Here is a 12,612-nt window from a genome sequence, read left to right on the forward strand (position 1 = left end):
CAGGTGAGAAGCGATCTCGTTCATGGCCAGTACACCGGACTCGACAGCCGTAGCAGCAAGCGAGAGAAGTACGGCGGTCACGGGCCGGAGACGCACGGCCCCGGCGGCATCAGGTGCACGCCGGGGGTTCCCTTCCGCGACCCTGCACAACAGCAGGGTCGACGCGCTGGACGGCCTGCGCACCCTCGCGGTCGCCCTGGTCCTCGTCTACCACGTCGACCACACACTGGTCCCGGGCGGCTCGATCGCCGTCGACGTCTTCTTCACCATCAGCGGCTTCGTCATCACCCGCCAGCTGCTCGCCGAGTACTCCCGCACCGGCACCCTCGCCCTGCTCCCCTTCTACCGGCGCCGCTGGCTGCGTCTGGTCCCGGCCCTGCTGGCGCTCTGCGCGGTGTGTCTGGTGCTGGCGACGACGACCTCGCTGTGGAGCTTCGACGGCTCCTGGCAGGCGGTGGGCCTCGCGGCGACCTTCCTGACGAACGTCTTCAGGGCCGCGGATTCCGGGTCGTACGGAGGCCCGCTCGCCCACACCTGGTCGCTGGGCGTGGAGGAGCAGTTCTATCTGCTGTGGCCGCTTCTGCTGCTGGGCCTGGTGCGCCGCCTGCGGGCGCGTACGGTCCTCCTGTGCACCGCCGCCTTGTGCGTGCTGCCCTTCCTGTGGCGCTGCGTCCTGTGGCATCCGGACGCCGTCCACCGCATCTACAACGGCACCGACACCCGCGCCGACGAACTGCTGGCCGGAGCCCTGGTAGCCGTGGTCCTGGCACGGTTGCGCCAGGACGACCCTCGGCTGCGCCTGCTGCGTGTCTGGGCCGGGCGGCTGGCCCTCCCCGCCCTCGCCCTGCTCGCGCTCGTGGCCTGGAAGGTGCCGGTGACCGGGAACGCCGGCATCTGGACCGCCCTCTGGTACACGGGCGGGATTCTCGCCGTGGCCGCGCTGTCCGCCACCCTGGTCGCAGGGCTGGAACTGCGGCCCGACGGACTGCCGTCCCGGCTGCTGGGGTTCGCGCCGCTCGCCTGGACCGGCCGGAATCTCAGTTACGGCATCTACCTGTGGCACTACCCCGTCGTGCGGCTGCTGGCCTCCCTCGACGTCGAGGTCGGCCTGCTGACGGGCACGGTGGTGCTGACCTTGGCGATGGCCCTGCTGTCGTACTACCTCGTCGAGCGTCCCTTCCTGCGCCGCGCGCGGCGGCACCGGACCTGACGGCGGCGCATCTGTGGTCGGCGCGGGCGCACCGCGCCGACTGTGGGGACTTCGCACATACGGTGGCTGGGTCAAGTCCCTTGTCTCTAGGATGGATTGCCTCACGCACCGGTCAGCTCGGTGCGGTAGGTGACTGGGGAGACGATGGAGTCCGGGAAGCGGTTGTCCACCAAGATCGACGCCACGGTTCCGACGGCCGCGCGCATGTACGACCACTATCTGGGCGGCAAGGACAACTACGCGGTCGACCGTGCCGCCTGCGAGGAGCTGGACAAGGTGGTGCCCAGCACCCGGGCGCTGGCGTTGAACAACCGCAGTTTCCTCCAGCGGGTGGTGGGGACGCTGGCGCAGGAGTACGGCATCCGGCAGTTCCTGGACCACGGGTCCGGTCTGCCCACGCAGAACAACGTGCACCAGGTGGCCCAGCGCATCGACCCGACCTCGCGCGTGGTGTACGTGGACAACGACCCGATGGTGCTGGTGCACGGCCGCGCGCTGCTGGACCAGAACGACCGTACGGCCGTGATCCAGGCCGACATGCGCGACACCGACGTGATCTTCTCCCACGCCGACACCCAGCGTCTCATCGACTTCTCGCAGCCGGTGGGCGTGCTGTTCAACTCGGTGTTCCACTGCATCCCGGACAGCGACACGGACGGCCCCCTCGCCGTGGTGCAGCGGGTGACCGAGCGGCTCGCGCCCGGCAGTTGCCTCGTGATGTGCCAACTGGTCAGCGAGGACCCGAAGGTGCGGGAATTCGTCACCGACTTCATGGACAAGGCCACGCAGGGGCACTGGGGCCGAGTGCGCGAGGAGAAGGACGTCGCGCAGTGGTTCGAGGGGCTGGAGATCCTCGAACCCGGCCTGGTGGAGGTGTCCACCTGGCGGCCCGACAACGAAGTGGCGCCGCGTCAACTCACCCAGGAGTGGATCGAGTTCGGCGGAGCCGGCCGCATCCTGTGACGGAGCGGCACCGGCTCACTCGCCCCCGTACCTCTGCTTGACGGTCTCGCGCAGCAGACCGAGGGAGTCACGGGGGCTCAGCGCGTCGTCGGCCAGTTGGTCCAGCGCCACGCGGTACTGCTCGGTCTCGTCGCGGTCCTCCAGGAACGTGGCGCTCCTGATGTGCTCCAGGTAGACGATGTCCGGGAGGTCGAGACCGCCGAAGCGCAGGTAGGTGACCGGGATGGCCGGTGCGGAGGCGTTGGTCACGTCCAGGGGGACGACCTGGATGACGACGTGCGACTGCTCGGCCATCGTGACGAGATGTTCCAGCTGTTCGCGCATGATGTCGCGGCTGCCCATGACCCGCAGCAGCACGGACTCGTCGACGATCGCCCACAACTGCGGCGCGTCCGGCCGCCCCAGCAGCTCCGCGCGCTTGGTGCGCAGTTCCACGCGGCGGTTCACCTCGCGGTCCGGGGCCGAGGGCAGGCCACGCTGCACGACGGCGCGTGTGTAGGCGGGAGTCTGGAGCAGTCCGGGGACGTACTGGATCTCGAACGTACGGATGGAATCGGCCGCTTCCTGCAAGCCGACGAGCCGGTCGAACCACTCCGGCATCAACCGTTTGTCGAAGCGCTGCCACCAGCCGGGCTCACCGGCTCGCCGCAGCAGTTGCAGGAGGACGGACGCCTCGTACTCATCCGTCTTGTACAGGTCCAGCAGCGCGCGGACGTCGTCCTCGGTGGGTGGTCGGCGGCCCTTGCCCGCCTCGATGCGGGACAGCTTCGCCGGGCTGAACCCCACGGCCCGCGCCGCCTGTTCCTGCGCCATGGCCGCGTCCTCGCGCAGGCCCGCCAGCTGCACGCCGACCAGCATCTTCAGCAGGGTCGGCGCGGGCTCGGCGCGATGCAGGTACGGCTCGAGCCGGGAGACACGCGGTGATTCCGAGGGCATCCTGACTCCCCGTGGGCGGAGGGCAACAGCCCGCATTATCGCACCGGTTGGGCCCTGTGCGCATGTTCCGGGCCGGAGCCGGGTGCGGGCCGCGCCGATCGCCCTTCAGAGCAGGTCGTCGAACTCGCCGTCCTTCACCCCGGCCAGGAAGGCCGCGACCTCGGCGGACGTGTAGACCAGCGCGGGTCCGTGCGGATCCCGGGAGTTGCGGATCGCCACACCTCCCTCGACCAACGGCGCCACCTCGACGCAGTTGCCCTCGGCGTTGCTGTGCCGGCTCTTGGTCCAGCGGACGCCCAGTGAACTCGCTTGCACCCCGTTCGGAACTGACGTCACTGCAGTCTCCTCGCGCACGACTGGCTCGATCCACACGCGCAATTTCTCGTGAAATTGCACGGACTGGCTTTCGAGGTGGATAATAACCCCGTCGCCAACACCCGCACTGGCGCCTGGTCCTGACGCCCTGACGCCACCTCAGGAGATGCCGTGTCGCAGCCCGCGCGCCCAGCACTCTGGTCTGGCCCGATCGGGGTCCCGGCACACCAGGCCGCGCCCCTCTCCCCCGCATCGCGCCCCACACGCCACACCGCCACCCTGCGCCTGCCCGGCAGCAACGAGGGATGCGCGCTGGCCCGTGAGTTCACCGACCGCATGCTGGGTGAATGGGAGTTGGGCGAGTGCCGGGACGACGCGCTGACCATCGTCTCCGAACTCGCCGCCAACGCCGTGCTGCACGGCCGCAAGAGCGACACCCCCGACGACGCCGACTGCGACGTATGGCTGCGACTCACGCGCCGCACGGCCCACCTGGTCTGTGCCGTGACCGACCAGGGCGCCGGACTTCCGCGTGCGGCGCACGCGCCGGACGCGTTCAGCGAACACGGCCGTGGCCTGTTGATCGTGGAGGCCCTGTCGCAGCACTGGGGCTGGACGCGCCACACCCCCTCACGCAAGACCGTCTGGGCCATGCTGGCCACAGGGGGCGCCTGACATGCGACCACTCACCGAGCACGCAGGCGGTGAGGAAACGGTGCGGCGGTCCGATCAGGCCACCACACTCCGCGACGTCGGTCTCGTGCCCTGGGGCGACATCGAGGACTCGACGGGGTCCGCCGCCGCCATCCCCTACCTGCTCGCCGCCATCGCCTCGGGCGACGAAGCCGCCGCGCAGGACGCACTGGACCGACTGCGGCACCGCATCTGCCGGCACGGCTTCGTGGTCGGGCAGGCCACCGCCGTGACAGTCCCGTTCCTGTGGGACCTGGTTCGGCGCCCGCAGACGACATGCCGCGCACAGATCCTGCGCCTGCTGCGGAACATCGCCGATGCCCGGCAATGGGAGACCACGGCCGCCGCCTACCCGAAACTCCGCCGCCACGGACACCACGTCGAGTGGGAATCCGCCGCCCGTCACGCCGTGCGCGCCCAACGCGGCACCCTCCCGGGCCTCCTGGCCGAGCAGGACCTCGAACTCGTGGACGCGACCAAGGCGCTGGCCTCCACGCTGGCCGACTGAAACCCACGGCCCGGCTCCTCACCTCCGGCAACACCGGCTCCCCGACCCCACCCCCGAGCCGACCCTGAGATGTCCCCCATCCTCCCCCGATATGTGTCAGGAATCTTTGACAGGTGCTGGCTGCCCCTGTCAGCCTTTTCTGACAGGTATGACGGAAAGGGGCCGCGATGCCCGAGGTCCCGCCTGCGGCACCGACGGGCGACGAGCTGCTGAAGGTGCTCTCCGCCCTCGGCAATCCGCACCGGATGCGCATCGTCGCGGCACTCCTGGAGCGCCGGAACTACGTCAGTGCGCTGGCGCGCGAGATCGGCATCAGCCGACCGCTGCTGCACATGCACCTGCAGCGACTGGAGGCGGCGGGACTGGTCGTCGGCACGCTCGAACTCGCCGAGGACGGCAAGGCGATGAAGTACTTCGACGTCACGCCGTTCTTCTACGAGTTGACGCCCCGGATCATCGCCCGGGCGGCAGCCACGCTCACCGAGGCCGAGAAAGAGGAAGCGAAGTGAATGGGGAACAGGTGACACTCGCCGCCGGCGACGACGTGGTGGGCGCCGTCGTCGGCGCCGTGGGCGCGGCCGGGCTCTTCAGCCTGCTGATCGTGATCGTCTGGCAGATCGCCGCCACCTGGCGGGCCCGCATGCTGGCCGCGCGCGAGCAGCAGTACAAGGACCTCGCCACGCGCTACGCCCAACTCCTTGAGGACACCGTGGAGTTGCAGCGCCGCACGGTCGAGGAGCAGCGGCAGACCCTGGACGAGCTGACACAGACGCGGCTCGCGGTGTCCTCGATGGAGAAGATGATGCGCGAGATCGAATAGACGCCCGGCTCGAAGAGCCAAGACGTACGGCCGGGAGCGGCAACTCCCGGCCGTACCGAGGAAGCATCGAGCTCGGACACACCCGATTCCTGCGCCACGGCAGGTCGTCACACCTGAACACGCCGTGGTGCGGGTCCCGTGCGCCCTGACGCCGACCGTCGAGACGGATCGGCGGCGCGCTCCCTACGTAAGGAGATTACCCATGCGTGCGCTGTTGCAGCGCGTCGCCCTCGCGCCCGGCGAGCGGCGTGGCTGGCGGTCCCCCCTCTGGGGGATGCTGGTCCTGGCGGCCTGGCTGATCCTGGCCGTCGCCCTCGGCCCGCTGGCCGGAAAACTCGGCGACGTCGAGGAGTCCGGACCCAACGCCTTCCTGCCGCGCGGCGCCGAATCCGCGCGGGTCAACACGGAGTTGGAGAAGTTCCGTACGGACACCCTCATGCCGGCGGTCGTCGTGTACACCGGCGAGGGCGCCAAGGCCACGGCGGAACGTGACCGGGACGCCTTCGCACGCTACGTCCCCGCCGGTCAGAAGGTCTCGCAGCCGATCCCGTCCGAGGACGGCGAGGCCGTGATGACGGTCGTGCCGCTGGACGGCGAGGACGACGTCACCGACAAGGTCGACGAGCTGCGCACGGTGGCCGGCGCCCACGCCCCGCCCGGCGTGAACATCGCGGTCGGCGGGCCCGCCGGTTCGCTCACCGACTCGGTCGCGGTCTTCGACGGCCTCGACACCACCCTGCTGCTGGCCACCGCTCTGGTGGTGGCCGTCCTGCTGCTGCTCACCTACCGCAGCCCGGTGCTGTGGCTGCTGCCGCTGCTGTCGGTGGGCTTCGCCGCCGTTCTCACCCAGGTGGCCACCTACCTGCTGGCCAAGCACGCCGGGCTGCCCGTCGATCCGCAGAGCGCGGGCGTGCTGATGGTCCTGGTCTTCGGCGTCGGCACCGACTACGCCCTGCTCCTGATCGCCCGCTACCGCGAGGAACTGCACCGCCACGAGGACCGGCACGCGGCGATGCGGATCGCGCTGCGCCGCTCGGGCCCCGCGATCCTGGCCTCCGCCGCCACCATCGCCGTCGGCCTGTGCTGCCTGGCCTTCGCCGACATCAACTCCTCCCGCTCGCTGGGGCTCGTGGGCGCGATCGGCGTGGTCTGCGCCCTCCTCGCCATGGTCACCGTGCTCCCCGCGCTGCTCGTCCTCACGGGCCGCTGGGTGTTCTGGCCGTTCGTCCCACGCCACGGCACACCCGTCCGGGCACCGCGCGCCATCTGGTCCCGCATCGGATCCGCCGTCGCCCTGCGCCCCCGCTGGTCGTGGCTGCTGTCGGCCGCCGTCACCGCGGCGTTCGCGCTCAGCGCGGCGGGCATCAGCATGGGCCTGACCCAGGCGGAGCTGTTCCAGGACAAGCCCGAATCGGTCGTGGCCCAGGAACGGATCTCGGCCCACTATCCGTCCGGCGCGTCCGACCCCGCCGACATCGTCACCCGCACCGACCGGGCCTCCGAGGTCACGGCGGCCGCGGCCGCGGTGGACGGCGTCGCCCGCGTCGAGACAGCGGCCGACCGCACCCCGGACGGCGAACTCACCGCGCTCACCGTGGTGTTGCGCGACGCCCCGGACAGCCAGGCCGCCAAGAACACCGTCGACGCCCTGCGCGACGCCGTGCACCCGATGGCCGCCCTCGTGGGGGGCACGACCGCGGAAACCCTCGACACGCAGCGGGCGGCCGACCGTGACCTGACGACCGTCGTCCCGATCGTGCTCCTCGTCGTCCTGGCCGTCCTGATCGTGCTGCTGCGGGCCCTGATCGCCCCGCTGCTGCTCCTGGCCACGGTCGTCCTGTCGTTCGTGGCCGCCCTCGGCGCCTCGAACCTCCTGTTCGAGCACGTCCTCGGCTTCGCGGGGGTCGACTGGTCGATTCCGCTGCTGGGCTTCGTGTTCCTGGTCGCCCTCGGCATCGACTACAACATCTTCCTCATGCATCGGGTGAAGGAGGAGACCAGGCGGCTGGGTCACGAGAGCGGCGTCCTGGAAGGGCTCACCACCACGGGCGGCGTCATCACCTCGGCCGGCGTCGTGCTGGCCGCCACGTTCGCGATCTTCGCGGGGCTGCCGCTGGTGACGATGGCCCAGATGGGCGTCCTCGTCGGCGTCGGCGTCCTCCTGGACACCTTCCTGGTCCGCACGATCCTGGTCCCCGCCCTCGCCCTGGACCTGGGCCGCTGGTTCTGGTGGCCGGGCCGCCCAGCCGGATCTCCGCCCTCGCATGAGGCCGCATGAGACGCCAGATGTCGAGAACGCCCGGGCCGCTCCGTCCCCGGGTGGAAGACGACGACAACGCCCCTGGAGGACAGTCATGCGAGCGACCGAGATCGCCGAGATTCTGCAGTCGCCGATCAGCCGGGAGCTGCTGGCGCGCGACGTGGTCCGGCTGGCGTACGTGGCCAAGGACGGCACGCCCAGGAACATCCCGATCGCGTTCACGTGGAACGGTTCCGAGATCGTCATGTGCACCACGAAGAACGCCCCGAAGCTGCCGGCCCTGCGCGAGAACCCGATGGTCGCCCTGACGATCGACACCGAGGTGCACCCGCCCAAGATCCTGCTCATCCGCGGTCGCGCCGAACTCGACGTCGTCGACGGCATCCCGGACGAGTACCTCCAGATCAACGGCTCGTACGTGATGACGCCCGAGCAGCGCGTCGAGTGGGAGGCCGAGGTCCGCTCGCTCTACGACGGCATGGTCCGCATCGTGGTGACCCCGACCTGGGTGAAGCTCATCGACTTCGAGACGACGCTGCCGAGCGCCGTCGAGGAGCTGATCCGGCAACGCGCCGAGCGTGAGCACGCCTGAACGCGGGCTCGAACCGGCGGCCTGCGGCACCCGCCGCCGCCCACTTCCCCGCATGGGATACCCCCTGGGGGGATACTCTCCGACGGTCACAACTCCTCGGAGAGCGGTGGGTCCATGGATGCGATCAGGCACGCCTTGTCCATTGCCGGGTCGATGACTTGGGAGGTCACCTGGGCGTTGATCCTCGGCTTCACCCTGTCCGCAGTCGTGCAGGCGGTGGTCCGCCGCTCCACGGTCGTACGGCTGCTCGGCGACGACCGGCCCCGCACGCTGGCCCTGTCCGCGGGGCTCGGGGCGGCGTCGTCCTCCTGCTCCTACGCGGCCGTGGCCCTTGCCCGCTCCCTGTTCCGCAAGGGCGCGAACTTCACCGCCGCCATGGCCTTCGAGATCGCCTCGACCAACCTGGTCATCGAACTGGGCATCATCATGGCTCTGTTGATGGGCTGGCAGTTCACGGCGGCCGAGTTCGTCGGCGGGCCCATCATGATCGTCGTGCTCGCCGTCCTGTTCCGGCTCTTCCTGCGCGAACGGCTGCTGCGCCAGGCCCGTGAGCAGGCGGAGCGCGGGGTGGCGGGCTCCATGGAGGGCCATGCGGCGATGGACATGTCCGTGCAGGGCGAGGGCAGTTTCGCGCGCCGGCTGTTCTCGCGGAACGGCTTCACGTCCGTCGCGCACATCTTCGTCATGGAGTGGGCCGCGATCCTGCGGGACCTGGTGGCCGGGCTGCTGATCGCGGGCGCGATCGCGGCGTGGGTGCCGGACAGCTTCTGGCACACCTTCTTCCTGGCGGACCATCCTCTCGCCGCCAAGCTGGTCGGACCGCTCGTGGGGCCGCTGGTGGCGATCGCGACGTTCGTCTGCTCGATCGGCAACGTGCCGCTGGCCGTGGTGCTGTGGAAGGGCGGCATCAGTTTCGGCGGGGTGATCGCCTTCATCTACGCCGACCTGCTGATCCTGCCCATCCTGAACATCTACCGGAAGTACTACGGCGCCCGGACGGCCGTCTTCCTGCTGGTCACGTTCTTCGCCGCGATGGCCGTCGCCGGGTACGCCGTCGAGTTCGCCTTCGGCGGTCTGGGGCTGATCCCGGACCAGGCCGACGCCACGATCCCCGAGGAAGGGATCACCTGGAACTACACGACCTGGCTCAACATCGTGTTCCTGCTGCTGGCCGCCACACTGCTCCTACGGTTCTGGCGCACCGGCGGTCCGGCGATGCTGCGGATGATGGGCGAGGCGCCGGAGCGGCACGGATCATCCGACGGGCACACGAGCGCGCACGAACACTGACCCCACGGACCGTGGATGGCGCGGTCGAGGCAGGGGCGGGCGCGCACCGCGTCCACCCCTGCCTCGCGTCCCGGCCTGTGGGTCAGGCCGTGACAGGCCGGAGTTGAGGAGCCGGGTCGGCCAGTCGTCCGGTGCGGTGCAGTCCGTACAGGGCGGCCGCGCAGGCGAGGCCGAGGGCCACCAGCGAGATCCACGGCAGCGCGGGCATGCCTGCCTCGCGGGCGGTGTCGAGTGCGGCGCCGGTGAGCAGGTTGCCCAGGGTGATGCCGATGCCGCAGATCGTGTTGTACAGGCCGTAGTGCGTGGCCACGAGACGGTCACCGGCGAGCCGGACGATGGTGTCCATCTCGAAGGGGTACGCGATCATCGTGCCGGCGGCCAGCAGCAGCGCGGTGAGGGTCGGCGGCACGGCTGCCAGCAGCCACAGCCCGATGCCGGACGCCGGCACGGGTACGGCGGTGGCCGCCAGCAGCGGTACGAACGCGACGCCCATCACGGCCAGCCCTCGGGTGAGGGCCTGCCCCGGTTCGTACCGGGCCTTGCACCAGGCGGTCACCCGTGTCTGCCCGAGGATCGTGCCGAGTCCGGAGACCGCGAAGAGCAGCGCCACCGCCGCCGTACCGAACTCCCCTTCGCCACCGAGTCGGCGCACCTCCAGCGGCAGGGCGAGATAGACCTGGAAGGACAGCACGTAGGAGCCGATCATGGCGCCCGAGAAGAGCAGGAACGGCCGGTTGGCCAGGATGCCGCGCCACTGGGCCAGCACGCCGTCGCCGCCCTCGCTCTGCCGGTCCGTGGTGTCCTCGGCGCGGCGGGCGGGCAGCGCGCGGAGCTGCACTACGCTCAGCAGCGCGAAGATCCCGGCGGCGACCAGACAGGTGACACGGAAGTCCACTCCGGTCAGGACCATCCCGGCCAGCGGGCCCAACAGGATTCCGGCCTGGTAGAAGACGTTGAACAGGGCGAACGCCTCGACCCTGCGCTCCCCGGCGTCGGCGGCCAGGTACGCCCGGACCGCCGGGTTGAACAGGGCCCCGGCGAGCCCGGTGGCCGCGGAGGCGGCGATCAGCGCGGCCAGTGAGTCGACCAGGCCGAGCATCGCGAAGCCGACGGTGCGCAGCACGCAGCCCGCCACGATCATCGGCTTGTACCCGAGGCGGTCCGCCAGGGTCCCGCCGACGAGGAACATGCCCTGCTGGCTGAAGTTGCGCACGCCCAGCACGAGTCCGACGACCCAGCCGGCCAGGCCGAGGGTGCCGGACAGGTGAGCGGCGAGATAGGGCATCAGCATGTAGAAGCCGAGGTTGATGGTGAACTGGTTGACCATCAGCAGCTGGACGCTGCGTTCGTAACTGCGGACCTGCGCGAGGGTGCCCTTCACCGGCTCTCCTCCGCCTGGTCGCCGGTGTCCGAGGTGAGCGGGTCGGCCACGGTGGTGCAGCGGGTCCAGCGGGTGACCTCCTTCTCGTCCGCGCGGCCGATCACCTCGGGTTCGGGCGCGGGCGGGGAGTCGAGCAGGCCGTGGGCGGCGCAGTAGTCGTCGTCGAACACCGTGCCGAGGTAGCGCTGCGGTCCGTCGGGGAAGATCGCCGCGATGCGGGTCTGCGCGGGCAGGGTGCGGGCCAGCCAGCCGGCGACCAGGGCGACCGCCCCCACGCTCCACCCGCCGGTGGCGTAGTGGGAGGTGGCCAGTTGGCGGCAGGTCCACACGGCTTCGGCCGGTGCCACCCAGTGGACCTCGCGGAAGGCGTCGTAGGCGACGTTGCGGGGGTAGATGCTGGAGCCGAGGCCGCGCATCAGCCGCGGCCGGGCGGGCTGTCCGAAGATCGTGGAACCGATGGTGTCGACGCCGACCACTGTCACCTCGGGGTAGAGCTGATTCAGCACGCGGGAGACCCCGGCGGAGTGTCCGCCGGTGCCCACGCTGCACACCAGGACGTCGATGTGGCCGAGTTCGGCGGCCAGTTCCAGGGCGAGCGGGGTGTAGGCGCTGGTGTTGTCGGGGTTGTTGTACTGGTCCGGGCACCACGCGCCGGGGTGCCGGTCCAGCAGGGACCTGACCCGTTCGCGGCGGGCCTGCTGCCAGCCGCCGGTGGGGTGCGGTTCGGAGACCACGTCGACCTCGGCGCCGTACGCGGTCAGCAGCCGGGTCATGGACGTCTCCAGACCGGGGTCGGTGACCAGGGTGACCGGGTGGCCGTAGACCAGGCCGGCCAGGGCGAGGCCCAGGCCGAGGGTGCCGCTGGTGGACTCGATGACCCGGGCGCCGGGTCGCAACTCGCCGCGGGCGCGGGCCCGTTCCACCATGTGCAGGCCGGGCCGGTCTTTGATCCCGCCGGGGTTGAAGCCCTCGAGTTTGGCCCAGAAGCCGCGGTCCGCGGGGGTCAGCGGCTCGGACACCCGCAGCAGCGGTGTGCCGCCCACGAGCGCCGACAGGGCGGACCGGTCGGGCGTGACGGCGGTGTTCGTCAGTGACTGCATCTTGTTCGCTCTCGCTCGATGAATACGCGTGCGTGCTCATCTCGCGCCACGGCCGCACGACGGACGGGCGACCCGTCCGTGCGTGCGAAGCCGTGCCGCGGCAACCGACCCGGAACGGTCGGCTGCGGCGGAGAGGTCTAGATGCGCCACCGCGAGGTGCGAACGAGCGCGGTCCTGCCCGTACTTCTTCTGTCGCGGCGGTACGGCGTCCGGCCCGCGACCGGCCCCACCTGGGCCACGGATGCGCCGACGAGTGCGGCAGCCCCCGCCTCGGCGGGTGCGTGCTGCGCCGCTTGAGCCGTCGCCAGGACGGCCGCGTCCAGGGCGCATTCCTCGTCGCCGTGGTGCCGATACGGCCCGTGGGGCACCGCGTCGCCCGCCGTCGACGCCGGGTACGACATGGCGGTGACGCCGGTGGCCGGCCGGCCCTCCCCGCCGGACAGGCCGTGGACGAGGGCGCACAGGCCGATCACCGCCAGCAGCGCGGCACGCAGCAGGACGAGAAGTGGGTGCGACAAGGCAGGCGTGGGCGTACGGGAAGGTG

At 70.7% G+C, this 12,612-nt stretch carries 14 protein-coding genes; 9 read left to right on the forward strand and 5 right to left on the reverse strand.

Features of this window, described 5'->3' with window-relative positions; all coding sequences use genetic code 11:
- Positions 1-22: 22 nt before the first annotated feature.
- Together IQ210_RS42245 and IQ210_RS42250 are read left to right on the forward strand one after the other, a co-directional pair.
- On the forward strand, positions 23-1,210 hold the full coding sequence (locus tag IQ210_RS42245; protein WP_194084561.1) for an acyltransferase family protein: 1,188 nt from the start codon (positions 23-25) through the stop codon (positions 1,208-1,210).
- A gap of 144 nt (positions 1,211-1,354) precedes the next feature.
- Positions 1,355-2,173, forward strand: a complete 819-nt coding sequence (locus IQ210_RS42250) for an SAM-dependent methyltransferase (RefSeq protein WP_194084562.1) — start codon at positions 1,355-1,357, stop codon at positions 2,171-2,173.
- Between the two features lie 15 nt (positions 2,174-2,188).
- Here the strand turns inward: IQ210_RS42250 and IQ210_RS42255 are convergent, their stop codons facing one another.
- Together IQ210_RS42255 and IQ210_RS42260 are read right to left on the reverse strand one after the other, a co-directional pair.
- The gene (locus tag IQ210_RS42255) at positions 2,189-3,109 is read right to left on the reverse strand and encodes a helix-turn-helix domain-containing protein (protein ID WP_194084563.1); all 921 of its coding nucleotides are present in this window, start codon (positions 3,107-3,109) and stop codon (positions 2,189-2,191) included.
- A 105-nt stretch (positions 3,110-3,214) separates the two neighbouring features.
- Complete coding sequence (locus tag IQ210_RS42260; protein WP_194084564.1) at positions 3,215-3,445, reverse strand: DUF397 domain-containing protein; 231 nt, start codon at positions 3,443-3,445, stop codon at positions 3,215-3,217.
- A gap of 150 nt (positions 3,446-3,595) precedes the next feature.
- On the opposite strand from IQ210_RS42260, the gene IQ210_RS42265 reads away from it, so the two are divergent.
- The 7 genes from IQ210_RS42265 (at position 3,596) to IQ210_RS42295 (ending at position 9,587) form a co-directional block, all read left to right on the forward strand.
- On the forward strand, positions 3,596-4,099 hold the full coding sequence (locus tag IQ210_RS42265) for an ATP-binding protein (RefSeq protein ID WP_322658116.1): 504 nt from the start codon (positions 3,596-3,598) through the stop codon (positions 4,097-4,099).
- Between the two features lies 1 nt (position 4,100).
- Entirely contained in the window at positions 4,101-4,625 is a 525-nt protein-coding gene (locus tag IQ210_RS42270; RefSeq protein ID WP_228049447.1) for a hypothetical protein, read from the forward strand.
- 167 nt (positions 4,626-4,792) lie between these two features.
- Positions 4,793-5,134 (forward strand): ArsR/SmtB family transcription factor, encoded by a 342-nt coding sequence (locus IQ210_RS42275; protein WP_194084565.1) that lies wholly within the window; start codon positions 4,793-4,795, stop codon positions 5,132-5,134.
- Positions 5,131-5,445, forward strand: a complete 315-nt coding sequence (locus IQ210_RS42280) for a hypothetical protein (RefSeq protein WP_194084566.1) — start codon at positions 5,131-5,133, stop codon at positions 5,443-5,445. The genes IQ210_RS42275 and IQ210_RS42280 overlap by 4 nt, the downstream gene beginning before the upstream one ends.
- 202 nt (positions 5,446-5,647) lie before the next feature.
- On the forward strand, positions 5,648-7,723 hold the full coding sequence (locus IQ210_RS42285; protein ID WP_194084567.1) for an MMPL family transporter: 2,076 nt from the start codon (positions 5,648-5,650) through the stop codon (positions 7,721-7,723).
- 76 nt (positions 7,724-7,799) lie between these two features.
- On the forward strand, positions 7,800-8,297 hold the full coding sequence (locus tag IQ210_RS42290; protein WP_194084568.1) for a pyridoxamine 5'-phosphate oxidase family protein: 498 nt from the start codon (positions 7,800-7,802) through the stop codon (positions 8,295-8,297).
- A gap of 114 nt (positions 8,298-8,411) precedes the next feature.
- Positions 8,412-9,587, forward strand: a complete 1,176-nt coding sequence (locus IQ210_RS42295) for a permease (protein WP_194084569.1) — start codon at positions 8,412-8,414, stop codon at positions 9,585-9,587.
- Positions 9,588-9,669: 82 nt separating this feature from the next.
- On the opposite strand, the gene IQ210_RS42300 is transcribed toward IQ210_RS42295, so the two are convergent.
- The 3 genes from IQ210_RS42300 to IQ210_RS42310 form a co-directional block, all read right to left on the reverse strand.
- A complete protein-coding gene (locus IQ210_RS42300) occupies positions 9,670-10,968 on the reverse strand; it encodes an MFS transporter (RefSeq protein ID WP_194084570.1) in 1,299 nt (432 codons plus the stop codon).
- Positions 10,965-12,068, reverse strand: a complete 1,104-nt coding sequence (locus IQ210_RS42305; protein WP_194084571.1) for a PLP-dependent cysteine synthase family protein — start codon at positions 12,066-12,068, stop codon at positions 10,965-10,967. Before IQ210_RS42305 ends, IQ210_RS42300 begins: the two co-directional genes overlap by 4 nt.
- 137 nt (positions 12,069-12,205) lie before the next feature.
- Positions 12,206-12,586: a hypothetical protein gene (locus tag IQ210_RS42310; RefSeq protein WP_228049448.1), complete on the reverse strand. Its 381-nt coding sequence runs from the start codon at positions 12,584-12,586 to the stop codon at positions 12,206-12,208.
- Between the last annotated feature and the right edge of the window lie 26 nt (positions 12,587-12,612).

It is taken from the genome of Streptomyces justiciae (assembly GCF_015163075.1).
Taxonomy (GTDB): Bacteria; Actinomycetota; Actinomycetes; order Streptomycetales; family Streptomycetaceae; genus Streptomyces; species Streptomyces justiciae.